At 64.7% G+C, this 25046-nt stretch carries 26 protein-coding genes, 1 tRNA gene and 5 pseudogenes; 9 read left to right on the forward strand and 23 right to left on the reverse strand.

What is annotated here, in order from left to right:
- Positions 1-39 precede the first annotated feature (39 nt).
- Both MKK49_RS18275 and MKK49_RS18280 read right to left on the reverse strand, forming a co-directional pair.
- Entirely contained in the window at positions 40-309 is a 270-nt protein-coding gene (locus MKK49_RS18275) for a hypothetical protein (protein ID WP_244031074.1), read from the reverse strand.
- A gap of 47 nt (positions 310-356) precedes the next feature.
- Positions 357-608, reverse strand: coding sequence for a hypothetical protein (locus MKK49_RS18280; protein ID WP_244031076.1), 252 nt, complete (start codon positions 606-608; stop codon positions 357-359).
- A gap of 138 nt (positions 609-746) precedes the next feature.
- Between MKK49_RS18280 and queA the strand changes: the two genes are divergently transcribed.
- Together queA and tgt are read left to right on the forward strand one after the other, a co-directional pair.
- A complete protein-coding gene (gene queA, locus MKK49_RS18285; RefSeq protein WP_244031077.1) occupies positions 747-1832 on the forward strand; it encodes a tRNA preQ1(34) S-adenosylmethionine ribosyltransferase-isomerase QueA in 1086 nt (361 codons plus the stop codon).
- Between the two features lie 63 nt (positions 1833-1895).
- Entirely contained in the window at positions 1896-3056 is a 1161-nt protein-coding gene (gene tgt / locus MKK49_RS18290; RefSeq protein WP_244031080.1) for a tRNA guanosine(34) transglycosylase Tgt, read from the forward strand.
- A gap of 68 nt (positions 3057-3124) precedes the next feature.
- On the opposite strand, the gene MKK49_RS18295 is transcribed toward tgt, so the two are convergent.
- Positions 3125-4189 carry a hypothetical protein gene (locus MKK49_RS18295; RefSeq protein ID WP_244031082.1) on the reverse strand — a complete coding sequence of 355 codons (1065 nt, stop codon included), beginning with the start codon at positions 4187-4189 and terminating at the stop codon, positions 3125-3127.
- 120 nt (positions 4190-4309) lie between these two features.
- Between MKK49_RS18295 and MKK49_RS18300 the strand changes: the two genes are divergently transcribed.
- Positions 4310-4385, forward strand: a tRNA-Lys gene (locus MKK49_RS18300).
- 643 nt (positions 4386-5028) lie between these two features.
- Here the strand turns inward: MKK49_RS18300 and MKK49_RS18305 are convergent.
- Together MKK49_RS18305 and MKK49_RS18310 are read right to left on the reverse strand one after the other, a co-directional pair.
- Entirely contained in the window at positions 5029-6615 is a 1587-nt protein-coding gene (locus tag MKK49_RS18305; RefSeq protein WP_244031084.1) for an AAA family ATPase, read from the reverse strand.
- A 56-nt stretch (positions 6616-6671) separates the two neighbouring features.
- Entirely contained in the window at positions 6672-7364 is a 693-nt protein-coding gene (locus MKK49_RS18310; RefSeq protein ID WP_244031086.1) for a thermonuclease family protein, read from the reverse strand.
- 906 nt (positions 7365-8270) lie between these two features.
- On the opposite strand from MKK49_RS18310, the pseudogene MKK49_RS18315 reads away from it, so the two are divergent.
- Both MKK49_RS18315 and MKK49_RS24840 read left to right on the forward strand, forming a co-directional pair.
- Positions 8271-8774: pseudogene (locus tag MKK49_RS18315) on the forward strand (Y-family DNA polymerase); the annotation flags it as partial.
- Positions 8775-9005: 231 nt separating this feature from the next.
- Positions 9006-9542: pseudogene (locus MKK49_RS24840) on the forward strand (sce7726 family protein); the annotation flags it as partial.
- Positions 9543-9563: 21 nt separating this feature from the next.
- Here the strand turns inward: MKK49_RS24840 and MKK49_RS18320 are convergent.
- A complete protein-coding gene (locus MKK49_RS18320; protein WP_244031283.1) occupies positions 9564-10595 on the reverse strand; it encodes a beta family protein in 1032 nt (343 codons plus the stop codon).
- 102 nt (positions 10596-10697) lie between these two features.
- Between MKK49_RS18320 and MKK49_RS18325 the strand changes: the two are divergent.
- Positions 10698-10781 (forward strand): annotated as a pseudogene (locus MKK49_RS18325) (DUF4113 domain-containing protein); the annotation flags it as partial.
- Between the two features lie 243 nt (positions 10782-11024).
- Here MKK49_RS18325 and MKK49_RS24555 read toward each other — a convergent pair.
- From MKK49_RS24555 to MKK49_RS18335, 3 genes and pseudogenes are all read right to left on the reverse strand, one after another.
- A pseudogene (locus tag MKK49_RS24555) lies at positions 11025-11228 on the reverse strand (recombinase family protein); the annotation flags it as partial.
- A gap of 61 nt (positions 11229-11289) precedes the next feature.
- Positions 11290-11370, reverse strand: a pseudogene (locus MKK49_RS24560) (recombinase family protein); the annotation flags it as partial.
- Between the two features lie 168 nt (positions 11371-11538).
- Entirely contained in the window at positions 11539-12807 is a 1269-nt protein-coding gene (locus tag MKK49_RS18335) for a hypothetical protein (RefSeq protein ID WP_244031088.1), read from the reverse strand.
- Positions 12808-13058: 251 nt separating this feature from the next.
- Here MKK49_RS18335 and MKK49_RS18340 point away from each other — a divergent pair, with 251 nt between their 5' ends.
- Complete coding sequence (locus tag MKK49_RS18340; protein WP_244031090.1) at positions 13059-13487, forward strand: hypothetical protein; 429 nt, start codon at positions 13059-13061, stop codon at positions 13485-13487.
- Positions 13488-13808: 321 nt separating this feature from the next.
- On the forward strand, positions 13809-14030 hold the full coding sequence (locus MKK49_RS18345) for a hypothetical protein (RefSeq protein WP_244031091.1): 222 nt from the start codon (positions 13809-13811) through the stop codon (positions 14028-14030).
- Between the two features lie 401 nt (positions 14031-14431).
- Here MKK49_RS18345 and MKK49_RS18350 read toward each other — a convergent pair whose 3' ends face one another.
- From MKK49_RS18350 to MKK49_RS18400, 11 genes are all read right to left on the reverse strand, one after another.
- Positions 14432-14695, reverse strand: coding sequence for a hypothetical protein (locus MKK49_RS18350; protein WP_313899186.1), 264 nt, complete (start codon positions 14693-14695; stop codon positions 14432-14434).
- Between the two features lie 37 nt (positions 14696-14732).
- The gene (locus MKK49_RS18355; RefSeq protein WP_244031092.1) at positions 14733-15140 is read right to left on the reverse strand and encodes a hypothetical protein; all 408 of its coding nucleotides are present in this window, start codon (positions 15138-15140) and stop codon (positions 14733-14735) included.
- Between the two features lie 259 nt (positions 15141-15399).
- On the reverse strand, positions 15400-15846 hold the full coding sequence (locus MKK49_RS18360; RefSeq protein WP_244031093.1) for a hypothetical protein: 447 nt from the start codon (positions 15844-15846) through the stop codon (positions 15400-15402).
- Positions 15847-15975: 129 nt separating this feature from the next.
- Positions 15976-16194, reverse strand: coding sequence for a hypothetical protein (locus tag MKK49_RS18365; RefSeq protein ID WP_244031095.1), 219 nt, complete (start codon positions 16192-16194; stop codon positions 15976-15978).
- A 347-nt stretch (positions 16195-16541) separates the two neighbouring features.
- Complete coding sequence (locus tag MKK49_RS18370) at positions 16542-16802, reverse strand: hypothetical protein (RefSeq protein WP_238227616.1); 261 nt, start codon at positions 16800-16802, stop codon at positions 16542-16544.
- A gap of 155 nt (positions 16803-16957) precedes the next feature.
- On the reverse strand, positions 16958-17416 hold the full coding sequence (locus tag MKK49_RS18375) for a hypothetical protein (protein ID WP_244031098.1): 459 nt from the start codon (positions 17414-17416) through the stop codon (positions 16958-16960).
- Complete coding sequence (locus tag MKK49_RS18380) at positions 17413-17670, reverse strand: hypothetical protein (RefSeq protein ID WP_244031100.1); 258 nt, start codon at positions 17668-17670, stop codon at positions 17413-17415. Before MKK49_RS18380 ends, MKK49_RS18375 begins: the two co-directional genes overlap by 4 nt.
- Positions 17667-20552 (reverse strand): hypothetical protein, encoded by a 2886-nt coding sequence (locus MKK49_RS18385; protein WP_244031102.1) that lies wholly within the window; start codon positions 20550-20552, stop codon positions 17667-17669. The genes MKK49_RS18380 and MKK49_RS18385 overlap by 4 nt, the downstream gene beginning before the upstream one ends.
- Positions 20553-20804: 252 nt before the next feature.
- Positions 20805-21692: a hypothetical protein gene (locus tag MKK49_RS18390; protein ID WP_244031103.1), complete on the reverse strand. Its 888-nt coding sequence runs from the start codon at positions 21690-21692 to the stop codon at positions 20805-20807.
- A gap of 4 nt (positions 21693-21696) precedes the next feature.
- Complete coding sequence (locus MKK49_RS18395; protein WP_244031104.1) at positions 21697-22026, reverse strand: hypothetical protein; 330 nt, start codon at positions 22024-22026, stop codon at positions 21697-21699.
- Between the two features lie 272 nt (positions 22027-22298).
- Positions 22299-22676: a hypothetical protein gene (locus MKK49_RS18400; protein WP_244031105.1), complete on the reverse strand. Its 378-nt coding sequence runs from the start codon at positions 22674-22676 to the stop codon at positions 22299-22301.
- Positions 22677-22949: 273 nt separating this feature from the next.
- On the opposite strand from MKK49_RS18400, the gene MKK49_RS18405 reads away from it, so the two are divergent.
- Entirely contained in the window at positions 22950-23279 is a 330-nt protein-coding gene (locus tag MKK49_RS18405; RefSeq protein ID WP_244031106.1) for a hypothetical protein, read from the forward strand.
- Between the two features lie 645 nt (positions 23280-23924).
- Here the strand turns inward: MKK49_RS18405 and MKK49_RS18410 are convergent.
- The 3 genes from MKK49_RS18410 to MKK49_RS18420 are packed head-to-tail and all read right to left on the reverse strand — an operon-like array spanning position 23925 to position 24993.
- Positions 23925-24344 (reverse strand): helix-turn-helix domain-containing protein, encoded by a 420-nt coding sequence (locus tag MKK49_RS18410; protein ID WP_244031107.1) that lies wholly within the window; start codon positions 24342-24344, stop codon positions 23925-23927.
- Positions 24341-24766, reverse strand: coding sequence for a DUF6074 family protein (locus tag MKK49_RS18415; RefSeq protein WP_244031108.1), 426 nt, complete (start codon positions 24764-24766; stop codon positions 24341-24343). Before MKK49_RS18415 ends, MKK49_RS18410 begins: the two co-directional genes overlap by 4 nt.
- A gap of 8 nt (positions 24767-24774) precedes the next feature.
- Positions 24775-24993 carry a helix-turn-helix transcriptional regulator gene (locus MKK49_RS18420; protein ID WP_244031109.1) on the reverse strand — a complete coding sequence of 73 codons (219 nt, stop codon included), beginning with the start codon at positions 24991-24993 and terminating at the stop codon, positions 24775-24777.
- Between the last annotated feature and the right edge of the window lie 53 nt (positions 24994-25046).

Genomic DNA, 25046 nt, shown 5'->3' on the forward strand with positions numbered 1-25046 from the left:
CGCCGCTGAACGATTGAGGCCCGGCTATGCCGCCGTCCCTCACGCCGTCGGCGCCGTGTCCTCGTTCGCGGCCTCGGGAAGCACGGTCTCGTGAGATCGATCCCGCGCAGCCTCGCGGGCGGCGCTGCGGGCGGCCTGCGCCCGGGCACGCTCGGCCTTGCGGGCGTAGCGCCGGGCGACCCAGCCCCAGCTGGCCCCGGCCGCCAGGGCCTCGAGGCGCCGCGCCTCACGCTCCCAATAGGTGAGAAGCTGGGCATCCAGGGTCGTGCGCCGGGGTGGGACGTTGGGTTTCGAGGAAGACGTCGGCATCGCGTTGACTCCCAGGACGGCGCAAGGGGCCGGATCGATCTCCGGACTCAGGTGGATGGTGGGCTCGGCGGCTCCGACGTGGCCTCGACGAGGAGCGCGTCGGGATCGTCGCGGAATCCCGCGTCTCCGGCATCGGCCACGGGCGAACCCGGTGTGCCGAACGGGCGGCTCGGATAGGCCGCGCTGAACTTGTCCCGGGCGGCCTGCGGATCATCGGCCTTCAGGCTGATGCTCGGGCTGTCGGGGAGGGGCCAACGCGGATCGGCGGGATCGCGGGGGCGCAACGCGTACCAGGCCATGCGGGGATCTGCTCCTGCTCGCACCCGCCCCGTTCGCGCGCGGGTTGCAGGGATGAACCGGTGCGCCGCCCGCCGGTTCCCGCCCCACGAAACGGGAGGCCATTGATCCCCCGGGGCAAACCGTGCTGTTGGCGCCCCATGCGCGTCGATCTGTTCGATTTCGAGCTGCCGGAGGCGAACATCGCCCTGCGGCCCCCGACCCCCCGCGATGCGGGCCGCCTGCTCCTGGTGCGGCCGGGCGAAGCGTTTGCCGACCGGGCGGTGCGCGACCTGCCGGGCCTCCTGCGGGCCGGCGACGCCCTGGTGTTCAACGACACCCGCGTGATCCCCGCCCGCCTCCACGGCATCCGCCAGCGTCCCGGCGCCCCGGGCCTGCGGATGGAGGCGATGCTCCATCTGCGTGAGGCGGCCGATACCTGGCGCGCCTTCGCCCGGCCCGCCAAGCGCCTCACCCCCGGCGACCGGGTGGTGTTCGGCCGCCACGGGACGAGCGACCCACGCGACTGCGGCGGGCTCGACGCGACCATCGCGCGCAAGGGCGACGCCGGTGAGATCACCCTGCGCTTCGACCTCTCCGGTCCGGCCCTCGATGCCGCCATCGCCGCCACGGGCGACCTGCCGCTGCCGCCCTACATCGCCGGCAAGCGCCCCACCGACGCGCGGGACGCCACCGACTATCAGACGGTCTATGCCGACCAGCCCGGCGCAGTGGCCGCGCCCACGGCCGGACTTCATTTTTCGGACCCGATCCTTGCCGATCTCGATGCCGCCGGTATCCGCCGCCACACGGTGACCCTGCATGTGGGGGCGGGCACGTTCCTGCCCGTGAAGGCCGAGGATACCGACGACCACCGCATGCACGCCGAAGTCGGCACCCTGACGGCGGAGACGGCGGACGCCCTCAACCGGACCCGCGCGGCGGGCGGGCGCATCGTGGCGGTGGGCACCACGGCCCTGCGCCTCCTCGAGAGCGCCGCCGACGCGGACGGGCACCTGCATGCGTTCTCCGGCCCGACGGAAATCTTCATCACCCCGGGCACGCCCATCCGATCCGTCGACGCCCTGATGACCAATTTTCACCTGCCGCGCTCGACCCTGTTCATGCTGGTCTCGGCGTTCTCGGGCCTCGAGACCATGCGGGCGGCCTACGCCCACGCGATCGCCGGCGGGTACCGGTTCTACTCGTACGGGGATTCGAGCCTGCTGTTTCCGGCCGGACGTTAGGGCGGTCCCTCGGCACCACCGCCGCGCCTGCCCACCCGGCCGATCCGGTGCTAAGGAGCGCCGATGTCCGATCCAGCAACGTCCACCCTCCCCAAAGACTTCACCTTCCGGGTGGACGCCACCGACGGCGCCGCCCGCACCGGCGCCATCGCGATGCCGCGCGGCGTCATCCGTACGCCGGCCTTCATGCCCGTCGGCACGGCCGCCACCGTGAAGGCGATGTATCCCGGCCAGGTCCGCGACCTCGGCGCCGACGTGGTGCTCGGCAACACCTACCATCTCATGCTGCGCCCCGGCCCCGAGCGCATGGCGCGGCTCGGCGGCCTCCACCATTTCATGAACTGGCCGCACCCGATCCTCACGGATTCCGGCGGCTTCCAGGTGATGTCGCTCTCGGCCTTGCGAAAGCTCGACGAGCAGGGCGTCACCTTCCGCTCGCACGTCGATGGGTCGGCCCATCACATGAGCCCGGAGCGCTCCATCGAGATCCAGGGCCTGCTCGGCTCTGACATCCAGATGCAGCTGGACGAGTGCGTGCGCCTGCCCGCCGAACACGCGACCATTGAGAAGGCCATGCACCTCTCGCTCCGTTGGGCCGAACGCTGCCGGGTCCGGTTCGGCGAGCAGCCCGGGAAGGCGATGTTCGGCATCGTCCAGGGCGGCGACGTTCCGGCCCTGCGGGTGGAGAGCGCCCGCGCGCTGGTGGATCTCGACCTCAAGGGCTACGCCATCGGCGGCCTCGCGGTCGGCGAGCCGCAGGCGGTGATGCTGGCGATGATCGAGACGGTGGCGCCGCACCTGCCCGAGACCAGGCCGCGCTACCTCATGGGAGTCGGCACGCCCGACGACCTCATGCGCTCGGTGTCGCGCGGCATCGACATGTTCGATTGCGTGATGCCGACCCGGGCCGGGCGCCACGGCCTCGCTTATACCCGCCACGGCCGGATCAACCTGCGCAACGCCCGCCACGGCGAGGACTCCCGGCCGCTCGACGAGACCGCGTCGTGCCCGGCGGCGCGGGACTACAGCCGCGCCTACCTCCACCACCTCGTGCGCACGGACGAGATTCTGGGGATGATGCTGCTGACCTGGAACAACCTATCCTACTATCAGGACCTCATGGCCGGGATGCGCAGCGCCATCGCGCACGGGCGCCTCGCCGATTTCTGCGGCGAGACCCGGGAGACCTGGGCCAAGGCCGAGGCCGAGCGCGCGGCGTCGTAGCCGCTCTCACAACCGGACCCGGTGAGGTGAACCCCTCAGACCGCCCCCGGGATCTGGTCGGGATTGCCTCAGGGCCGCGCTAGCACCCGATAGAAGCCGTCCGGATCGTCCGCCCCCGTGGCGGCGGCCGTCCCGAGGGCGGTGACGATGCGCGCGGCGATGGGCAGCCGGTAGTGCAGGGCGTCCCAGTAATTCGTGTCCTGGGTCGTCACCGGCGAGGGAAGGCGAAAGTCCACCACGCGCGCCCCGCGCCGGGCGCCGATCTCGGCCACCCGCGCCTTGCAGGCGGCCTCGCGCGCGCCCTTCGGTGTGCCGGGCGCTCCTTGCGCCGCCACGTGGACCGGCATGAAGGCGACGATTCGCCGAGTCTCCGGCGGCATCCGCGCCAGGAGGTCGTCGAGCCAGGCCAGCGCCGGCATCGGCGCGTCCACGGGATCGACGGGTGGATCGGCCGGAGCCGCCTCGGGCATCGCCGCGCCGCCCCCGTGGATGTGGGCGGCGGCGCGCGCGGCGTCATAGGTCGCCTCGGGCGGCGTGAAGACGGCGTAGCCGTCCGCCCGCAGCCGCGCCGACAGGCCGGTCCAGGCGTGCAGAACCACCCGGACGGCGGTGGCGAGACTCTGCCCGTTGACCTGCCGCAGGAATCCCCATGGGGTCCCCTCGGCATAGAGCCAGGCCGGGAACGGCCGGAAGGTGAGGCGCTTCGTGTCCGCCTCGGCCGCGCACCAGTTGGCGTCGAGGCCGAACACCACGGATTTCGGCGTCCCATAGCGCAGGAAGAGGCGGGCGATGGCGGCCTGCTCGAACGGGGTCGCGGCGTTCATGGCGAGGTTGGCGAACCGCCCGCCGAGCACGGGCCCGAGCTGGTCCGGATCGAGGAGCCGCGCCGTGGAGGAGCCGAACACCGCCGCGTCATAAAGGCCGCTGCGGGCGACCTGCGGATACATGAAGCGCTGGTTGCCATCCATCAGCGGTCCCGGCACCCGGCCCGGCCCGACACGCAGGCCGTAGGGGTCGAGCGCGGCGATGAACCCGGCCGCCGCGAGACCGAACCCGGCCACGGACAAGCCGAACCGGCGCGCGAACCCGCGCCACGCCCCGTCCGTCCGATCTCCGCCTCCGGTCCCGTCCATCGCATCCCGGCCGCTGTCCCACGCGAAGGCGGTTTGGCGCGGTTGACCCCCACCCGTCGAGCCCCTATTGCGGGCGTCGCCTCCCGACGGACTCGGCTCCGAAGCCCCCGCCACGGACGCGAGCGCGTAGCTCAGCTGGTAGAGCAACGGACTTTTAATCTGTAGGTCTTGGGTTCGAACCCCAACGCGCTCACCAAATTTCCTTTCTTCTTAATGACTTAGAGGCGATTGCAAATTTGGTGCTTCCCCGTTCTGAACTGGGGTTGCACCGGGGAAGCACGCGATAGGGTCGGTCTGCACAGAACCGCTTCCTCACCCGTTCCAGCGGTGCGTGAAACAGCTCGACCGAAATTCGTCTGGTGGCGGCGGCAAGTTGCCCCAACTGAGCGCAGGATCGCGTTCATCGGCTCTGCCTGGGCAGGGGTGTCTGCGAGAGGGGTGTGGTCGGCAGACAGCTGGGGATCGGGTGCCTCGGCCAGACGCCGGCCGATGGCGGCGTTCCGCATCTGCGTGACGTTGCCTTGGCGGTCCTGATAGGTGCGGGACTCGGGCTCACTGCGAATATTCGCAGTGATGTCCGCCCGGATGCCGTTGACGAGCCGATCGGATACGGAGCACCTCCGGGCACGCTGAGTCAGCGAACCAACGTCGCCGACCGTGCTGCAAAGCCTACTCCCGGCGAACGACCTGGGACCGGCCCCGCTGCGCTGGGCTCCGCTGCGCCCCCTTCCCCGCCTGGTCGCGCCCGTCCGAAAGATCGAGCCCACCGCCTACACGCTCGCCGCCTGACTAATCTTTATTCAAGGGCCGAGAAGGCCCTCGCTTTGAGTTCAAGGATTTTATATAACTGGCAAAACTTGTTGTATAGCTGTGGTAATTGATGGAACTGCGTTATTGCTCAGCACTCTTCCGAGCCAATCTTTAAAGGAGTTCTGGTTCGTATTTTTCAGATGAGTTGCAGCGATCGTCAGCAGCCCCTTATCATCATACACAGACAAGAACCCTTTTAAATCTCTATCAGCTATTGATGCTTCTATCTTCTGGCGTATTTGCAAGCCAATAGAATTAATATCGATTGTTTTAATATGATGCTCAAATCCACTTGATATCTGTTCTATGGTTAGCGCCCCTGCCCAGTCGATATTCTTGATGAGTCGATCGACTCTCCTCTTGCAATGAGTTGCGACAACTCTATCAATCGCTCCCTTCTCAGTTGCCCTCGCGAATACTGCATTCATTAAACGCTCGAGCTGTAACTCCAGATTTACCCCGACATATCCCTCGTAGATCAGAATGGCCCTAGAAACCTCAGGCAAGAGTAGTAAATTTTCGATTTCTGAAACGGGCAAGACTGCGACTCCTCGATCAAGCAGATAAGCCGGGTCGTGATCGTCCGCGTCAACTATACCTCTACAATTAATCCTCGTGAATTTATGATTATTGCGCATCACCGAAACAGCATGTATCACATGCCCGCAAGATTGCTGCGATATTATCGTCCATCCGGGAAAGCATGCTCGATATATCATTTTATCGAGACTGGTTTCAGCCCCCTCAACGAATAATATTGGACGCCTGCTTCCTAATATAATCGTAGTGACCTCTTCAGTGAAGCCGGTATCTTGTGGAACCTCATCCAGGTCCCAGCCATTTCCGGGCTCATATGATGAGATAACAAACTTTTTGCCAGCGCGTGACGCTGCAAAATCGAGATCGTGCGTTATGAGCACGAAAGCACAATCTGGGCGCGCCGTTTCGAGGTGATCCCACAGTTTTCCCATTATTGACTTATGAAGGTGGAGCTCCGGTTCATCAAATATTAGGACCGAGCGTTCCTGGGCAACGAGTACCTGACCAATAATATAAAACATACTCCTTTCGCCATCACTTAACCGCGATGCACTGTACCAAATTTCACTATCACGTGGGTATACGACAATGTCGTCGCCCTTAATTTCTAGCCTGCGATGTGGAATAAGATCATTCCATATACGCTCCAGTTTTTCGAACATAGTGTCAGCGGCGACCTGCAAACCACCGTTCTTGAATTCTTTATGTGTTTGCAATGAAACTTTTGACTGATCAGCAAACAGTACCTGAATCAAATAGTCAAAATCATTCAACAATGTGAGCGTGTCACCGTTCATCCATCGGTTCGCCCTTCGCAAATTTACATTCTCTTGGTCGACTCCAGTCCTTAGTTTAGATATGGCCACTCTACCGCTAATTTTAGCAACGTCGGGTTTAAGAGCTAGGACACGTTGCGCCGATATTCGATGAGAGCTGCTTCCCAACTCTCTTTCGATGTGTGCCGCAAGCCTAGATTTACCTCCTCCGTTCGGCCCTACAATTATAACCGAAGCTCCAAGTTCGATTCTAAGTTTATGGTCGCTCGGCTTAAAAGGAATTTTTATTTCAAAAGTCATTCCTGTATCCCGCCCCTGATATCAATTCAGTCGATACATGCGCACTGGACAAGATATCATCCCCGAGGTGCCCGCCAGCCGGCGGCCTGTGCCTCGGCCTCCGTGCAGAACATGCGCTCGCCGTCCGATTCCTTTATCCGGGTCCGTTCATAATTGCGGGTGCCGGGCATGTGGTAAATTTTGTCGCCCTTCGCCGATATGTTGCCTTTGATGGCGCAGCCGCCAGCCACCGCGGCTGCCGGCGCGGGATTGTCTCCCCCCGAGCGCTTCGCCTTCCGGTAATCCGTGGGCTCTTGGAACGTGCCGGCCCAGATACCGCGCTTGGCCGCCTTGGCGGCGGTCTCGGCTGACACGTAGTCGGTCGAGTACCGACGATAGGCGATGGCGTGCCCCTGCGAGACCATCCAGGCGTTCAGGTCTTCGGCTCCCTTGCGGCAGACGGCGACGGTCCGGCCATAACGGTCGGTATCCCGCGGCTCGCATGAGATCGGCGATTGGCCGATTCGGTCGGATAAGGCCAGCGCCGCGGCTTGGCCGCAGCGGTAGTCCTTACCCGCTGCGTCCTGGCAGGTCTGCGCGCTCTCGGGTGCGTCGATGCCGTGGAGGCGGATGCGAGTGTCGCGGATCACCACCGTGTCGCCATCGGTGACGCTGGCGCGGCCAACGATTGGTTCGGCTGCGAGCGCGCTACTGGCGACGGTGGCGACGATGCTTGCGCTTATGGCCGCTGCTAAACGCACCAGGGACATAGAGGCGGCCTCTCTTGTTTCGGCGCAGCTCGCTGCGGCTGTGGCAATGCCGGGGACGGCTGTGGCAACCGCTCGCCGTGACCATGCCGGGCGTCGCGGATGCCGTCGAGGCGGTTACGGCCGACGCAACAAAGAAAGCCCCGGCCCCGACCAGGGCCAGCGTGAGCGCACGAATCATTGAGCATCCTCCCTTTCACGAGAGGATGGATTGTGCGCGCAACGGTTGTCGAGCAGTTTGAGGAAACACCCACTGATTTTGTGTCTTGACCGGTGATCGAGGCTGCTGACGATGAGGTTCTGGCGCTGGCTGCGCGACCGTCTGCGGCCCGCAGATTTCCGACGCGAGGTCGCCGGCAAGGCAACCGACCTCCTCACGGTTCACGGCCCTTTGGCCTACCGCGTCGCGCGCGAGCAGGCCCGGATGGAACGGGCCGCCCGTCGCGGCACTGAAGTTCGCTTCTGGAGCCGCGTCGCCGTAGAGATTGCTCGGCGCGAGGGCTGGGCAGATCAAATAGGGGTGAAGGGCTCGGATCGGTGGAGGATGCCATGAGCATCCGGCCAGCGGATGCTCGACGGACGTAATATGCTCACCTACTCGTGCAAGTCGCCGTAGGTATTCAACCTGTCGCATGACGTCGAGAAGCTACGCCCCCCAGCTGCCTTACATGCGGGGATTGATATTAGTCGCTGATGTGCTGTAAAGAGGGAAAGTCCCATCTGATCGTATGGCGCGCTGCCGCGGAGCGCGCTTCCGCCCTACCAGGGGCTGCGGTTGCCGGTCTGAGACCGGGATGGGACGAAATTTGAGCCCGTCTGGTGTCGCGCCAGGCGGGCTCACTCGTTTCAGCGGACACGAGCATTTGTGAAGGGCAGCGTGCACACATGCCTGTCGACGTCATCGTGCACATAGGACGCGCCTCAGCCGCCAAAGTCGAGGCCATGGGCGTCGACACGGTGGCGGACCTGCGCGACCTCGATCCGCGCCCGGTGCGGAAGGCGATGACGGTCGTCGGCGAGCGCATCATCCATGAGCTGCGCAGCGTGTCGTGTCTTCCCCTCGAGCTGGTGCCGGCCCAGCGCAAGGGCTGCGCCGTGACGCGCTCATTCTCCCGCCGCGTCGAGGACCGGGGGACGGTCGAACAGGCGGTGGCTGCACACGCGACGCGCCTGGGCGAGAAGCTCCGGCGCGAGGGGCTCGGCACCGATCAGCTCACGGTCTTCTACCACACCTCGACCCATGACCGGGGCGACCCGATGCGCTCGGTCTCCACCACGGTGACGCTGCCCGAGGCAACGAGCGACAGCCTCGCGCTGATCCAGGCCGCGCAGCTCGGCGTCGCCCGAACCTGATGCGAGGCGCCAGGCGACCGGCCGTGGCGCTACAGCAAAGCCGGCGTCATCACCACGGATCGACGTCGCTGACGGCCTCGCCCTGCACGCTCATCGGCCATGGAAGCGTGTAAGCGCACGCCCGGCGAGGCTTCATCCGCTGTCCATCCTATCCCGTGGCCAACGTGCGCCGCATCACGTCGTGACGGTTGCCCACCTAGCAATCCCAGGACTCGGGAGACATACCATGGCACGATCGTTGTGGAATGGAACGCCACGAAATGGCAGCGGCTCGGGAGGGGATAGTCGACCGTGCGTGATCGCGATGTCAGATGCGCCGTCATGGCCTACCTGGACCAGCGTCACGCCGGCGATGCAAGCACGCGTGTCGTACAAGAGATGGGGATCTGGGCGGGGTCAGTGCGCGTCGACATCGCTGTCATCAACGGTGAACTTCACGGCTTCGAATTGAAGAGTGAGCGTGACACCCTGGACCGCTTACCGGTGCAAGCGGCGCTCTATAGCCAGGTGTTCGACCGAGTGACGCTGGTGGTCGCTGAGAAGCACGCGGTGAAAGCTTCCGCAGTTGTTCCCAATTGGTGGGGGTTGATGCTAGCTACTGGGTCCGCCAGTGCAGGCGTGAGCTTAGGTGATGAGCGACTAACTCAGCGCAATCCATCAGCGCAGCCCGTTCAGATAGCACGCCTCCTCTGGCGGGCTGAGGCATTGGAACTGCTCGATCGGCATGGTCTCGCGCGGGGCTTCCGATCCCGGCCGGCTGAGATCTTGGTGCGCCGGCTCGCCGCAGAGCTGCCCATGGACGTGCTACGCGACGAGGTCCGTGCAGCGCTAAAAGCGCGGTTGGGTTGGCTAGGGAATGATGCGGCGCAGCAGCGTAAGGTGCCGGTTCACTCCAATCTTCACCCAGTGGAGCAACCCCTGCGGAGAAGCGCCCGCAGCTATGGCGTCGATTTCGTCGTCAGCCCAGCACCCAGTCAGCGGACTCCGGTTCAGGTACCCGACAATGGATTTGGCATGGCCGGTCAGTTGCACCCCTGCATCGACGGCACCAGCGCCAGTCGTCTTCACCCCCTTGCAGATCAAGTACTGACCGTTCAGAGTATAACGAACATTGATGGGGTATCCCCACCTAATTCCAGGCGGAATAACACCCAACGGCGGGGTCGCATAGTCCCCGTAGTCTAGACGGTAAGGCACGATCGGGTGCAGCACTCTCCAGAGGTCTAGGGTTTCCATGGTGACAGTGTAGAGGCCCTGCTGAATCCCAGCAAAATTGGCGGGCATCGAAGTGCCGGCTATCGTGACGGTCCGCCACTGCGGACCAGCGTGCAGTTGCTGGAACACCGTCTGAACGACGGTGCCAAGTTTCGTTACCGAGCCGATATCGTCGCCGAAATCTGCGATCAGGTCAGTCTCACTGAGTGAGTAAGGCCAAGTCCCGGCCCAAGTTGACGCTGACGTAAGTTCTTGAAGGTCGATGCGCAAAGCGACCCCATGCTGGTCCTGCTGAATAATTGTCGCCACAGCGGATGCGTATGAAGCCGGCGCGCCAAGAAAAATTGCGGGGATTAGGAACAGCCCTTGGGCCCGAGCTGCCGCCGCAATGGCTAAGATCGGGTGCTGTGTACCGGCAGGCGCAGATATCCCGCTGGCATCGAGGTAGAATGCACCAGTTCCCCATATTGATGCAACCTGCGCAACGAAATGATCGGCAGATGGAATTGCGACACTCTTCTTCGTTGCCTTCCTAACCTTGAACTGCTCAGGCTCGAGCACGAACATCGGCTGTATGTTAGCTTTCACCGCTGCGTCGAGAGCGCGGATTGCGTTTTTCTCCCCCTCCTTCCAGCGCAAGATTGGGATGTAATCGAACTGCGCCACGCATCTTCCTCCAAGTGATTCGCTATGCAGGATAGCGCAACTTGAGGATTTGATAGAGGCGATGCCCGCAATCGGTGGGCATGCATGGCGGGGATTTGCCCCCAGCGGACGTGGAACACGAAATTCGAGATGCGGACGCCGCGTTATACGACTCAGGTGGCCGAACTGCCGATCGCTCATGCCTAATGCCAGCGCCTCCGGAGCCGTTCTGCGCCGCCCGGATGCTACAGGGCGGCCTTGAGCTGAGAGCATGGTGCTGTGGCCAATTTTGTAGCTCCGGCCGATCTCAACGCAGCTCTCACTGACCGCCTCCCGCGCCAAGGCTTCCCGCTGCTGATGGTGCGTGAGCTTCGGCTTTGGTCCGGAGCGCACGCCGCGTTCCAGGGCGCATTTGAGTCCCTCTCCCGTGCGCGCCCGGATCAGCTCGCGTTCGAACTCGGCCAACCCACCAAGGATCGTCACGATGAGCCGCCCGTGAGGCGTGGTGGTGTCGGCCCAGGCATCCGCCAGGGAGCGGAAGCCTGCGCCGCGCCGCGTGATCTCTTCCAATACGTTCAGGAGGTCGCGAGTCGATCGGGCGAGGCGATCGAGGCGGGTAACGATTAGGACGTCCCCAGAGGCGAGGGTGTCGATTGCGCATCAACGCAGCTCGATCGGCACGGGAGCCGCTAGCGGTCTCCCTGTAGACCCTGGTGCAGCCCTCGGCGGTCAGGCGCTCGACCTGCGCGGCGAGGTTCTGGTAGTCTGTGGAAGCGCGAGCGTAGCCGTACAGCATGCGCTACCGTGCACCGGGAATATGCACGAAGAATGAAACGTTATTCCAAGGGCTTTGCTCACGTATATAATCCCTAGAATTTACACCATCAACTTAGGGGAAAAGTGAATCTTGCTATAGTACTGAGCACTAGAAGTTTTGTATCTTTGGAGAGAGCGCAGCGGAAGCCTATTCGGCGCTCTTGAGCTTAGCAATTCCCTTGCGATCAAGATCCAGTTGGGTGCCACCCATATTGAGTTTTAAATTAGAAGCAGAGCCAAGTATGCTTGTGGCAAGCGCTTCCAATGGCGAATAATTGGTGGCTTCTTCAGATCGGGCGTCAAAAAGGTGCTTGGTGATGCCAGAAAGTAGTGCATCAGGCATTTGTTCGCTTTGCAAGCCCTTCCACTCAAGTGCTGCTTCAACCGCCCAGGTTGCTCGATTGAAGTCGATTTCAAATTGCTTAGTTTGAAATTGCACCTCGGCATGTTTGTCGAACCAGCGGTTCATCCAAGAGATATAAAGCCCCGCAGTCGTTAGGAAGCTAAATGAAAATACTGCAGTCTTGATGGCACTGGTGACAGTGACGGCACCCCAGCTGTCGTTGCCAGCTGTACCCCAGACATACAACGACCAAAGCGTACCCCCGAAACTAGCTGCCAACAAAACGAGAAAAATCAAGTGAATTGGACGGCGTAGCGCCATAGTGTCCTTGGAGATCGCGAAGTTTCGCTGCCGTTCCTGAACGGTCATAATCAATTCGCCGCGGATAGCACGACGAGCATGAGTATTACTTCGATCATCAAGGGCCTTTCTATCTTGGTTTAATGTATCTCGTTGCTGACTGATATCATTTTCTTGCTGTTCGCGGGATTCGTCCAATTTAAGATTTTTTTCGATATGAAGCTGCTCAAGATGAGCAGCTTTATCAACATAGAGGCGCTCTAAGGATGCCTGCCGTTCCACAAACTGCTCAGTCAATCGAGCCATAAGCTCATCAGTGCGAGCAATTTGATCTGCTGCCGAGCGCTGTACTGCACTTAGGAGGGCACTCTGTGACGCGGTATCGCTTTCATCATCTCCGCTCAAATGGCCGGGCAGAAGCTTTTCCTTAGTAAGCTGCACGGCAAGAACCAGCTGTATATCTGCTAATACACTATCTGACGGGCGATCTTGATCAGCAACATTGGTGGAAAAAACTGAATAATATGGGTGGGGGGTGTCGTATCCCTGTGGCCCTGGAATAGAACGCGGCGTAAATGAAACAGTAACACCAGCAGAGTTATTTATTGAAGCGCTGTTCAGGGCTGAGCTATTTGCCCGAATGAATCTTTTAAATAATTCATCATCACGTGTAAGTGTGCCCCCCAATGAAACGAAGCTATACTGGGCTTGAGTGCCCATTGCTTTTTCTAAGGCGTCAAAAACACGTTTAATTTGCGCGTCGGTGGGAAGCACCGTGACCATTTTATACTGTGACAATCGAACCCCCCGCAGACCTGTTTCAAGGATCCGGCGCAATCTCGCCGTCATCCTTCCTTATATCAAAGTGGGCGATCTGGTATCAGCTCGACCGAATCGCCCGGTCTTGTCTCATCGGTAATTGGAAGCTGACAATACGAGTTTCTGAAACGAGTAGGGAACGGACGTTCTGCCTTGTCTGGACGATCAAGCCATAGCACCGTTGCGCGTCAAGGACCGCCGAGCCCATGCCGATCAAGCCCGAGCACCGCTTCTTCCACCCGATCGACTGGCCGCAGTTCTCGGACGTGATCCGCTTCGCGCGCGCCAAGGGGGCGTGCGAGCAATGCGGCCGGCCGCACGCCAAGGTCGTCCTGCACCTGGGCGATGGCCGGTGGTGGGATACGGCGGCCGGCCGATGGCGCGACGGCGCCGGCCGGGCGCTCAAGGCGCAGCCGACGGCGAGCGAGGTGGCCGCGGTTGTCCGCCGGACCCGGGTGTATCTGGCGACGGGACACCGGAACCACGACACGTCCGAGAACGGTCCAAGCGACCTCGCAGCATGGTGTCAGCGCTGCCATATCCTCCACGATGGGCTTGAGCACGGCCGTAGGCGGCACGCGACCCTGCATCGGCGCCGAGCCGTGGGAGACCTGTTTCTTGGCGTCTACGGCTGATTTCTCGTATCGGGATCAACGCCGGCTGAGCCGTTGAGCTGAGGCTAACCCGGCAACCGGCATTCTGCGGTTGAGCCAAGTTGCGTACCGGCTCAGCGTGAGATGGACGACCCTCCCCGCCGGCCCGTGATCGGATCGGGCGGCGGGGCAGTCGTGATCGAGAGATCGCGGCCCAAGCTCCAGGGGCCTCACACCACGATCTGAAGGCCAATCCCGATTTTTTGATCTGTGGGCAGGATCAGACGTCTTCTGCCGACCAGACCGAATGTCCATCTCCGCTGAATACAGCCCCGCGCTGCGGGGAGAGGTTCGGAGGTCATTATGCGGATCGCAGCCATCGGGACGCTCGCCGTTCTTTCCATTGCAATGGCCGGTCAGGCCGAAGCTAAGGGGTGCATCAAGGGCGCCATCGTGGGCGGGGTCGCGGGCCACTACGCAGGGCACGGCGTCGTCGGTGCAGTCGGTGGCTGTGTCGCTGGCCGCGCCTTGGCGAAGCGTAACGCCCAGCAGGCACAGCAGCCGGTCCCGCAGCAGGGGCATTAGCTGTTGGCTCAGGGGCGGTAGCACGTTGGCTATGGCCTCTCAGCGGCGGTGGGCAGGGGCGGCCCTACGGCGGCCCCTGCCCTTCACCCGCTCGTCGTTCTCGCCAAAGCCCGGAGCAGCGGGGACGCGAAGTGTGCGGGGCCGGAGCCGGAATCTGCATCGCGCGTCATCCAAATACCCCGCGAGCCGTCAGGGACAAAATCTGCGAGACGGTTTTCCCCAGTGGTTCATCCGCCGAAGTAGTGCACGATAAGGCCGCCTGCGACGCCGCTGATGAGGCTAATGGCTATCTGCCCCCACCACGTCTCATTCCAGCCCTTCCGCACGGCTTCTTCGATGCGCCTGTTGTGCTCAGGATCGTACCCGAGCCCGCCCGACAACCCCATCTGCCTCTCCCGTTTTCAACCTGTGCGCCGGGTCCGTTCGGCCTCCGCGCGCCAGGCGTCCCGCTCGCGCTCTACCGCGGCGAGCTGGGCCCGCAAGGCTTCGATCTCCGCGTGCAACTCGCCGCCGTCGACCGCCAACTCGATGCACTGGTCCTGGGCGTCGGCGAGCTGTTGGCGCAACTCCACGTTCTCCATCACCACGGCCATGAAGTCGTCGGAGCGCTGGCCGTGGTTGGTCATGGAGGCGGTGTAGGTCAGCCGGCCAAACGGCGCCACCATGGGACATGCGGCGCCGGGGCGCGGGTCGTGATCCAGCTTACGGCGTTCCTGTGAACCGGGGCGGCAATCCGCCGTCGGCGAGGTTCAAGCGGGCATTGGCGAGATCGCGGACTATGCTCCACGCAATTTCGCCATGCATTTGATCACATTCATCGATGCGATCTTGAAAAGTTGTCTGATGCATTGAGTTCAGCAGGACCACGCAGCGAAGCTTCATGTCGAGGCCCCTGTCATCTTCTGGGATGAAGTTCACAATCCTCGATGTAAGTCCTTCGGCATAATCAGACAGCATTCCACCTTCGTTATCTGATTTTTCTCCCTCCATATCCGGCAGTTTTCTGTGCTTCAGTTCGTGTTCCTGCCAAGCGTTCTTTAGGGCGATGACTTGATCTAGTAGCATTTCTGGTTCCGTTTTGTTCTCTTCGTATGCAGGTTTCCTGTACATAGTCTACGTCTCCACCAGTTATTAACCGAGGTATGCGTATCAACAACTGGAGAATTTGGTAGCGTTTGCTGAGAGTGGTGTGTGCCTCTCCTATGCGACAAGTTGACTCCCGTTAGCAGGATGCCCTTGGCGCTGAAGGCCGGAGTCGAAGACCCGGCGTTCGCCCAAGAGCGATAATGCGATGGCGATCTCTTGGGTTGTACCAAGCCGGTCGCGGAGCTCTACCCAAGCGCCTGCGCCCAACCCATCGCCGCCGAGATCAACAATGAATCCCAGCGTGTTTTTCGAGACTGTGGTCCGCCCGAACATCGAGGCCGTTGAGGACCGGCCGGCTGATCTCCTCGCCGTCGTCAACGCGGTCCTGACGCTCGATGCGTTGGTTGGCATCCTGTTCACGCATCTGCGTCTGGTCGGTCATCCCGCTGTCGCATCCCTGAAGGGAGACGATGCGTTTCGTGACCAGATCGCCGATCGGTGTCCCGGGTACGCCGCGATCCGGGATACTGCCGCGGCGTTGAAGCATGGACGGCTGGATCGCGGGAAGAAGGCTCGTGTCATCCGGACGCCCGATCAGATCCAGACGACCGAAAACGTCCTCGGCCTGTACGAGGTGGACGATGAGATCGGAGGCCACGTCGCGGTCCTCTGCCTCGACGGTGGGATCGATGGTGTGCGTGCCGACGATGCTATGGCGGCGACGTGCCAAGAGATACTGCCGCTCCTTGGCGCTCCCGCTTCGGAGTGAGCCGCATAGGGCAACGCGAGAGCGGCGGAGCTTTCGCCCCGCCGCTGTATCGTAACTGGATGACCTATCATCGAAAGGCGTGAGGCCGGCCTAGCGGGCCGATGCGTCAGCGACAATGCGCCGGGCCGTGGGCGCCCGCGGGGTCAACGAGGGCGTGGTCGTCAGCTCGGAGGCCGGGCGCACCGCCGCGGTCGCGCGAGCCAGCTCGCGGTAGAGCGTCGGCGTGACGTTGATCCGGTCATCAGCCAGTGCAGTGCCCGCCAGGGTGACGGACGCCAAGGCGGCAAGGACGAAAGTACGGACGGTCATGGTCAATTCCTCTGGTGGGACGGGGCCTGCCCCGTTTCATGAAAGGAATATGCTTCGCACTGCACCATCATTCAAACAGATAAGATCGATAGTTGGTATCGATACGGTCAATGGGTTTAGAGTGTAGCGGGGCGCTTAGGGATCACTGCGCGTCCCAGCCAACACGAGAAACGACGAGGCTTTCGCCCCGCCGTCATGCCGTACTGTGATGCTGTCCGAGCGAGCCTTACGAGCCGATCATCGCCTGGGACGCACCGATGATGGTGAAGGCCAGGCCGCCGGCAAACGCTGCGGCCATGGCGTATGAGAACCCCTTTAGGACCATGAGACTGCCTCTGGGAACTGGATTAGCAGCGGTTTCCGCCCGAGGTCTGGCCGTACTGCATCACGGGGAAGTTCTGCTGGTTGGCGTTGCCCTCGGCGGCCGAACTCATCGGGCAACCGCCATAGGCCGGCACACGAGAGGGGGCGTAGAGCGAGCCGGTGGTCTCGACCTCAGACCCGAATGAGGTGTAGCGGGAGGTCGGACGCTCGGCGGCCATGGCGGACGAGATCGAAGCAACGCCAAGGACAAGAGCGGCGGTGGCGGTGGCGATACGGGTCATCATGGCTTTCTATAAGCTCCTTTACAGCGACTGACCTGAGATCAGGTCCGTTTCTCTCTGTCTGAAACTAATATGGGGAGCCACTTCCATTCTGGACGTGTCACCGCGCACCTGCTGGGGCGGATTAGGGACAGGCGGCGCTTTGCGGCGAGCGAAGCCTACGGCTTCGCCTTAGTGATCCGGACCCCAGCCTTGCGCCGATCCAGCCGGAGCCCGATCACGGCGAGCTTCGGCGCGATGCCTGCCAGGGCTTCGCGGAGGTGCGCCACGTCGCGCCAGCCGCCGGCGGCGGCGACTACTTCCTCTAGGTGCCGGCCCGGTGCCGAGAGGGCTTCCAGCGTCTTGACGATGATCGGCGTCGTCCCGATCCCGCCCTTCGGGCCCACGATGATCCTCGCCTCCGCGTCGACCTTCCATAGCCGGCCAGACGGCGGCTGGAACGCCGGCTGCACCTGCCCCTGGAGCGCCTTCACGGCCGAAGCCGCGATGGCCGCGGCCTCGGCGCGCAGCCGCTCGCGCCGCGCCGCGTTGACTGCCTTGTTGGCGGCGGCGGTCATCGCGGCGTGGTCGACCCGGCCGTCCGGCCGGTACAGGAACACGGGACGAGGCGGCATCATTGCAGGGTCCCGGCGCCGGCCGGGGCGTCGGCAAGGATTGTCCGGACGGCGGCGCCGATCTCCGCGTCCATGATGTCCCCCATCTCTACGGCGTGGTCCCGCACGTCCTCGACGGACGCGCCGGGCCGACCGACCATGTCGACAACGGCGCGGCATACGACGGCCTGCGCCGTCGTCACCCGGGCCAGGGCGATGAGTTGCTCGGCGAGGTGCCCCACGGCCCTCTCCAAGGCCTCCATTCGGTTGTCGCTCATGGGCCTGCCGTGATCCCATCGCTGAACGATGAGCCGGCATTCGCCCGGGCCCGGATGCCGGCGAGGGCGTTGGCGTTGGAGGCGCTGGAGATGGCCCCGGGGATCGCCTGGAGGGTCGCCAACAGGTCCTTCGCCACCGACAACGTGGAGGACAGCCCCGAGCTATCCGCCTGCGGTGCGACGGTCGTCGCGCCGGCCTTTTCGAGGCTGGCGCGCAGCTCGTCGGCGCGAGCGTGCAGGCCGTCGAGGCCCCCCGCCTCGACCTTCGGGGCGATGGTCGCGGGGATCGCGGCCGGCGCCGGCCGGCCGTCGAGGCCCGGGAGACGCACGGGGGCGGGCGCCGGCATCCCGGCCCGGCCGGGGGGCAGGGACCCCTTGCCTTCGAAGGTCCCGCGGGACCGCTCGCGCTCCTGACGCATGACCCGCATGGACTGCGCGAGGGAGCTTTCTTTCCCCTGGATGGCGCCGATGATGCCCCCGTTCGTGCCGGGGGTCAGCGCGTCCGCGATGGCCCCGTAGATCGCCCCGGCGGCGACCGTGACGCCTCCCAGGCCGAGGCTCAGGCCCGCGCCGGCCGTCGCCGCTGCCGCCGGGGCGGCGACCGTCGCCGCGGTCCCGACGGCGCCCTTGCCGGCGAGGGCCACGGCCGCCGCGTCGAGGGAGGCGGCCGAGGCCGTCAGGGCCGTGGCGGACGTCCCCAGGCCGAACCCGGTCATGAGCTTGTAGGAGAGGAGCCCCGCCCCGGCGAGACCGCCGGCCGCGACAGCCCCGCCACCGGCCACCGCGAGGCTCGGGTGATCCTTCGCCATGACGGCGAGGTCTTGGAGCCCGCCTGCAAGCCGCTTCATGCCGCCGGCCGCGCTCTCCATGAGCGGCGACGAGGCGGTGGAGATGAGGTTCTCCATGCCGGCCTTGAGGGCCTTGTAGCCCTCGGTGGCGTCCTTGGAGAGGTTGCGAGCGTACATGCCCGCCATCGTGTCGGACTGGTTGATGTTGGCCTCATCCTTGTGAAGCCGGGTGCGGCTCATCTGCTGGGTGAGGGCCTCCGCGAACAGGTTCGAGTTGCTGTTGCGGAACATGGTGCCGAGGGCCTTCGACAGCTCCAGTTTGTCGTCGGTGTTGACCCCCTTTTTCTGGAGGGCCGGGATCAGGACGGTCTCCGCCCACTCCAGGGGGTCCGACAGGGCCTTGTTGGTGTCCTTCACCGCCCCGGCGTTCCATGAGACGACGTGCCCGCCCTTGATGCGGGCCTGCTTCTTGTCGAGCAACCCGGCGTCGACCCAGGCCTCGGCCTGCTTCTGGTCGTTCGCCCGGCCCATGATGACCGACCTGAAGGCGTTGGCCGCCGTGCCCGCCCGATCGCCGCCGAACTCCGTCACCATGGAGGGGGCGATCTTCGTCAGGAACCGCTCGCTGTAGAGCGGCAGGGCCGCCTTGGCCTGCTGGCCGAAGTTGAGCATCTCCGCCGGGTTGAAGTTGCCACCGGAGAAGGCCATCGCCCGGACCATCTCGCCGGCCTCGCGCTGGAACACGGCGGTGTTGCCGGCCGTGCCCCGCATCTCGAAGAACCGGGCCGTCTTGTTGCCCATCTCCCCGGCGCTGTCGGTGATCTTGCCGCCGGCCGCCGCGTGCACGACAGCCGTGGCCTTCTGGACGAAGGTCAAGTTCTCAAGGGCGTGGTGGAGGTCGCCGAAGGCGCCGACGGTCTCGTTCACGACCTTCAGGTTTTCCTCGAAGGTAGCGTGCGGCACAGCCCGGCTGGTCCGCTCAGAGTGCTCCTCGATCTCCTTCATCTCCGCTGGGGTGCGCCCGGCGTTCTGGAGCATGACGCGCTCGTGCTGGAGACGTGCGCCGGCCCGGACGCTGTGGCCGATCCCGTGAGATACGCCATGCACGCCGACATAGCCGGCGGCCCCGGCGCTGGCGGCGTGCAGGACTCCGTTACGGCGGACATGACGGTCGCGTTCCCGCTCGGCCTCGGCGTGCGCCCTGGCCTCGGCCAGGGCCTCCCCATCAGCACGGGCGCGGGTCTGACGGGCGGGGCGCGACATGCCCTCCGTCATCCGTCGGCTGCCCTCGATGTCGGACGACTGCCGGCGGCCGGCGCCGCCCATGCCGCGCGCCAGGTCCCGGCCGGCGTTCGCCCGGCGCGAGGCCTCGGTGGCCTCGGCGTGCTCCCGATCCGCGCGGGCCTGACGGCCGGCCGCGACCGTGGCCCGGAGTTGAGCCTTGGCCCTCCGCGATGCCTCGATCCCGGAGGCTGCGGCGGCGGTGCCGGACGCCTCGTGGGCGGCGACCTGGCGACGGACCGCGACCGTGACGGCCTCGATGTCGGCTTGCACCTTGCGCTGCGCCTTGGAGATGTCCGCTAAGGGCGTGCCGGCGCGCTCCAGCTCCCGGCCGGCTCCGCGGACCGCGATGCGCTGTTTCGTGAAGGCGCTCTCGACGCCGGCCGCGGCCCGGATCGCGGCGGCGTTCGCACGGCGCGCGGCCTTGAGGCCGGCCGCGGCCTCCGCGATGGCGCCGGACCCGACGAAGCCCGGATAGTTGCTGGACCCGGAGGCCTTGGACCTGTCGAAGAACGCGGCCTTGCGCTCGGCCGCCACCAGGGCGCGAGCCGTCTTGCAGACCTCGTCACGGGCGGCCCGGAGACGGGCGCCGAGGCCGTCGAGGCCTCTGGACGCAGCGGCGAACCCATCGAGCTTCCCGGCCGCGGCCTGGAGCTGGCCGAACTGCTTGAGTAGATCGGCCCCACCCGCCGTTGCCTTGATCTGGCTGGCGGACGCGCCGAACTTCTTCAGGGCCTCGGCGTCGGCGCGGAGCCTTGAGGCGAGCCCGGCGTCGTCAACGCGGATGGCGAGTGTGGACGTGAGGGTGGACACGGTGATGCTCCCGAGTGTGTGCCGTCAGAGCGCGACCCCCTGACGGCACCCCCGGCGCCCCCCGATCCCGCGTTCGCGCCGGATGGATGAATTGAAGTGCCGGCTTGTATTCCTTGACCGTCTCTTTCAGCTTTCGCTAGGCGGGGCACGGAGGAATACTTTTCGATATTTGACTGCCGGCGAAGCCATCAATGAATGCCCCACCTTCCCTGCCGGTTGTCATCGTGACGACCGGCCGGCAACTCTGAATTTCTAGGCGCGATGACCCATCGCGATCCGATCCGACCTCGACGGCTCCACCTTCGCCACGACCCGGGCGGGACCCACTGGGCGCGTCTCGGTTTGAGGCCGGCGATCGGTGCCCTGCCGGGCGACGCCGTAGACCTCCGGTACGTGCAGCGCGTCGAGCAGGGAGGCGGGTTGCGCGCCGGGCTCGGCCGGGAGGAACTCGATGGTTTCGAAGGGCCGCTTCTTCGTGTAGCGCCGAAGGTACGATGCGTTCGGGAGCCGCAGTGAACCCGTGCCGTCGGAGCCGACCGTGATCTTGTCCTGATGCCCGGCCGCGTTGCCGGCGTCGTCCACCCAGAGGTCCACAATCTCGCGGCGCAGATCCTCACGCGGCCTGCCAGCTAGGGCCCTGAAGGCTTCGACGCCTGGCAAGGAGCCGCCCTCGCCGGCTTCGGCGAGCGCCCTGTTGGCGGCGATCGTCGCGCGCTCGGCGTCGAGGCGGAGCCTAAAGATCGCATAAGCCTTGGCCGCCATGTCGGGCATATCGCGCTCAACGGCCTCACGAAACACCGCCTGCGCCGCGCTGGCGGCTTCAACAATGGCCGCCAGCGCGGCCTTGTCCTTCGCCTCGACTGCAGCAGCGGTCTGCGCCGCGAAGCGCTCCACGAGCTTCTCAGCGCGATCCAGGCGGATCAGGGCGGCCCGGCGGTCGTCGTCCAGCTTCTTCAAGCCTTCGTCGGTGGCGCCGAGCAGCGCGCCCTCGTAGGCGGCATCCGCTTCCTCGACCCCGGTTTTTGCGGCGGCTAGCTCGACGGCGGCCGCTTCCCGGTCCTGGGCGAGCTGCGGGGCCGGTGCCGGGGCGTCCTGGCGGGCCCGGGTCAACAGGGCGCGGAATTGTGCGATGCGCGACATGGGTTTAGCTCTCCGATCGCGTGTTGACGCCGGCTTCGGCGTTCGTCTCGGCGGTGATGGCGTCCCAGGAAAAGGCAGACGCCTTGGTGGAGGGCTCGTCGCTGCCCTTTACGGCCCCGGCGGCCTCCCACTCGCGACGCTCGGTGGCGGCGCCGACGCCATACCCGGCCTCCCATGCGGCGGCCTCTCTCTCTGCCGGCGTCATGGCCCGGATAGGGGGATTGGTAGCCGTAACGGCCGCTCCAGACGCCTTGGCGACGGCCTCGGCCGTCAGGCCGATTGGATCGGCGAACGCGACGGGATGGCGCGGGGGTAAGGTGAGGTTCCAACTCATCGGTCGACTCTGGTTTTTGAGGGGGCGGCGTCGCGCGCTAGGCGATCGTGCAAGGCGTCGGCGACGAAGTCTGAGACGGGGACCCGGCGCACCTCGGCGGCGAGGCGCACCGCCTTGGCGAGGTTTGGGGCGACGCGGAGGTGAAGACGTCCCCGCCGCTCCTGTGCGGCGTCCTCGGCGGCTGTGGAGGTCGGGGGCGTCTTCATGAGGGGCATGATGCCCCGCCCGGTCATGGCCCGTCCCAAGGCAAAACCGGGCGGAACGGAGTATAACTACACGCGCGCGAGGGGGAGGGTTCGCGGCCCGCTCATCCAGGCCTGAAGGCCGGCTAGGTCGACGTACCAGCGCCCCCCTCGCTTGAAGCACCAGCCTGCCGCGATGCCGTGCCGTTGGAGTGTACCGTCACCGCAATTCGCGATGCGGGTAGCCTGCTTGATGGGCACGGTCTCCAGGCCCCGGGGCACGGGAGCTACAACATCATCATCCGCCGGGATGCGGGCCAACTGGTAGGCCATCTGGAGCATCTCGGCATCGCGGGCGGCCCGCTTCTTGGCGATGGCGCGAGCCTGCACCTCAAGGGCCTGGATTTCCGCCCTGGTGGCCCGGATACGGGCCTCCAGACCGGCTTGATCGTGGCGGGGGGCGGTCATCGGCCGACCCCCCGGGTGAGGTGGGCCGTGCGAAACGAAACTGCAATCGGGAATACCCCAGATTTGATCGAATTGAGGGCTGCGTCGGCACCGCGGCTACGTCGCACGCGTCCACGGTCCCTAAATCGACTGGCAGCCCCGTCACCGGCCGCGCCCTCTCGCCCGGCACCGAACACCGACCTGACCCGTCGAGCCGGTCCACGGCCAAGCCAGCGCACGCAATCGATAAGCGCGCAGGGGAGGCCGCGGCAGATTGGACGGAAGGGCGGCGCCGTGAAACGAAGGGTCGTCAGTTGCATTGGGCTCACGATGCCCGCTGATGACGATGCGACCTTCCTCTCCCAAATCGCCCAGGCGCTCGCTCGCGCGCCGGGCAGCACAGAGATGCAGGCCGACCTCAAGGCCCGCCTTCTGCGCTTCCTAGCCACCCCCGAGGATCGTCTGTCGTGTCCCGAGTTCCAGCCGACGGATGCACCGGCTGCGCGGGCCGAATACATGGTGGCCGAACCGTCTTGCGCGCTGCATTCAGGCGTAGAGATGGAACGGCTCCGAGAGGGGCAAGCCGGCAGCGAAGGCCAGGGCGGCGACACGGGTGCCGGATAGGGCAGGCCCGACCGCTGAAGCTCCCCCTCGCAGCCAGCAACATCACCGAGGGCATCGGTCGAAGGATATGGCGCCAGGATCACCCGCCGACGCGAGGGGCGACGCGCTCGCGTCCCCAACGGGGCGAGAGCGAGGGCGTCGACCCGCCTCGCCTGGGCGCAGGGGTGCGATGCCAGGTGCCTCATGTTGCTACCGACGCGACCCTGCTCTTTCCAGTCGTGACGCACGATTCCGAACGTGGCTGCGGCAGCGCCACCCGCGACCTCACCGGACGGTGGCGGGATCGGGTCGGCTGGGGCCGCCCGACCCACCAGAGCCACCGACGAGGCGGGAGATGGGAACCGCGAGGGTCTGAGGGAGGTAGCGGCGGCGACGTTCAGACTAGAAGCGCGCCGGACGGATCGGACGCCTGGGAGCGCCGACCGCCGGACGCTTGCCGCGCGGCTCTTTCCTAGAAAAATCCTGGTCTGTACATGGATAGGGCGCACTCCAGAGTGCGCACCCCCTGCGTACTCTGGAGTGCGCATTTAACGGGTCCGATTAATGCGCACTTGCTGTGCGCATTTATGTCCGTTTGCTGGGCTGAATTAATGCGCACTCTGGGATGCGCATTTCCCGGCGAAAGAGGGGAGGGCAGAAGCGTGCTCATACGGCCCCCCTCGCCATGCGCCAGACCCTCAGCCGATAGCGGTTTGCCTGTCCTGCCCCACGGCTGACCTGAACGTCGAGGTGGCCTTGCTCCTGAAGCTTGCCGAGTGCTTTCTGCACCCCACGCCGGCTAGCCTTCAGATCGGCAGCTAGCGTCTCGTGCGACGGATGGGCGTAACCCTTTCGACGATCAACGTGCTGGCTCACTTCGATTGCGACGCGCAGGGAGAGCAGCGGCAGGGCAGGGTCGCGAGCGACCTGGCGGAGCCACATGAACGCTTCACGCGCGGCCCCCTTCGCGTTGGGGTCGGCCGCGATTGCCCCTGGCTTTGGCTCACTGACTGCGTCGAGATGCGTGGGCTCAACATGGCTAGGAGAAGCCGTCGGGACCCGCGACGGCATCGCAATCACGCTCATGCTGCATGCCCCCCGCTGGAGGCTGTCGAGGGGCAGCCATCGCAACGCCAGACAGAGCGTGCGACTGCGGCTTCGAGCTGGGCAAGCTCGTGCTCAACCGAGGCAGCAGGCACGCCCATCTTGCGCAACTGCCCGGCGATCGGCTTGAAACGCCTTGCAATCAGCAGGGAGCGGCACCGCCGGCCGTGGCGCTGTCGCAGGTTCAGGAAGGCCTGCACGAGGTCAGCGATCAGGCGGGTGTCGCGGGAGGGGGGAAACGGCAGCACCAGGGCGCTGCCGGTCGCAGATGGTGACAGGGGATCGGCGCCGGGCGCGACGCGCTCAGGGCCACGGTTATGCCTCTCGCGGCAGTGCTTCTTCGATCGGAGAGGCTCGGCCGCAGGGACGCCGCTGAATAGCGGGAGATCGGTGAGGTCACGCATGGTGTCTCTCACGCCGCGACTTCGGACGTTGAGCCGCGGACTTGCGCCTCAATCCAGGCGTCGAGATCAGCGCCTCGGTAGAACACCTTGCCACCGATCTTGTAGTAGCGCGGTCCTTTACCTTTCACACGCCAGGCCCTCAGCGTTGAGGGCTTCGATCCGAGCTGATCTGCAGCATCTGCCTCACAATAGAAGCCGCGCTGTTCTAAGGCTGATGGTTTATTCATTTGCACCGCTCTCGGTTCGTATTACCGTCCGCGGTTCGACAATTTAATCAGAT

The organism is Methylobacterium sp. J-090 (genome assembly GCF_022829345.1).
Lineage (GTDB): Bacteria > Pseudomonadota > Alphaproteobacteria > Rhizobiales > Beijerinckiaceae > Methylobacterium.

Coding starts and splice junctions, on each gene's coding strand:
- MKK49_RS18350 (WP_313899186.1), bottom strand. CDS start 14,695: ATGGTGGCGCCGTTTGGCCGGCTGACCTACACCGCCTCCATGACCAAC.
- MKK49_RS18310 (WP_244031086.1), bottom strand. CDS start 7,364: ATGTCCCTGGTGCGTTTAGCAGCGGCCATAAGCGCAAGCATCGTCGCC.
- MKK49_RS18305 (WP_244031084.1), bottom strand. CDS start 6,615: ATGACTTTTGAAATAAAAATTCCTTTTAAGCCGAGCGACCATAAACTT.
- MKK49_RS18410 (WP_244031107.1), bottom strand. CDS start 24,344: ATGAGCGTGATTGCGATGCCGTCGCGGGTCCCGACGGCTTCTCCTAGC.
- MKK49_RS18380 (WP_244031100.1), bottom strand. CDS start 17,670: ATGAGCGACAACCGAATGGAGGCCTTGGAGAGGGCCGTGGGGCACCTC.
- MKK49_RS18340 (WP_244031090.1), top strand. CDS start 13,059: ATGCCGATCAAGCCCGAGCACCGCTTCTTCCACCCGATCGACTGGCCG.
- MKK49_RS18280 (WP_244031076.1), bottom strand. CDS start 608: ATGGCCTGGTACGCGTTGCGCCCCCGCGATCCCGCCGATCCGCGTTGG.
- MKK49_RS18390 (WP_244031103.1), bottom strand. CDS start 21,692: ATGTCGCGCATCGCACAATTCCGCGCCCTGTTGACCCGGGCCCGCCAG.
- MKK49_RS18375 (WP_244031098.1), bottom strand. CDS start 17,416: ATGATGCCGCCTCGTCCCGTGTTCCTGTACCGGCCGGACGGCCGGGTC.
- queA (WP_244031077.1), top strand. CDS start 747: ATGCGCGTCGATCTGTTCGATTTCGAGCTGCCGGAGGCGAACATCGCC.
- tgt (WP_244031080.1), top strand. CDS start 1,896: ATGTCCGATCCAGCAACGTCCACCCTCCCCAAAGACTTCACCTTCCGG.
- MKK49_RS18395 (WP_244031104.1), bottom strand. CDS start 22,026: ATGAGTTGGAACCTCACCTTACCCCCGCGCCATCCCGTCGCGTTCGCC.
- MKK49_RS18415 (WP_244031108.1), bottom strand. CDS start 24,766: ATGCGTGACCTCACCGATCTCCCGCTATTCAGCGGCGTCCCTGCGGCC.
- MKK49_RS18355 (WP_244031092.1), bottom strand. CDS start 15,140: ATGTACAGGAAACCTGCATACGAAGAGAACAAAACGGAACCAGAAATG.
- MKK49_RS18365 (WP_244031095.1), bottom strand. CDS start 16,194: ATGACCGTCCGTACTTTCGTCCTTGCCGCCTTGGCGTCCGTCACCCTG.
- MKK49_RS18345 (WP_244031091.1), top strand. CDS start 13,809: ATGCGGATCGCAGCCATCGGGACGCTCGCCGTTCTTTCCATTGCAATG.
- MKK49_RS18400 (WP_244031105.1), bottom strand. CDS start 22,676: ATGACCGCCCCCCGCCACGATCAAGCCGGTCTGGAGGCCCGTATCCGG.
- MKK49_RS18420 (WP_244031109.1), bottom strand. CDS start 24,993: ATGAATAAACCATCAGCCTTAGAACAGCGCGGCTTCTATTGTGAGGCA.
- MKK49_RS18370 (WP_238227616.1), bottom strand. CDS start 16,802: ATGATGACCCGTATCGCCACCGCCACCGCCGCTCTTGTCCTTGGCGTT.
- MKK49_RS18275 (WP_244031074.1), bottom strand. CDS start 309: ATGCCGACGTCTTCCTCGAAACCCAACGTCCCACCCCGGCGCACGACC.
- MKK49_RS18295 (WP_244031082.1), bottom strand. CDS start 4,189: ATGGACGGGACCGGAGGCGGAGATCGGACGGACGGGGCGTGGCGCGGG.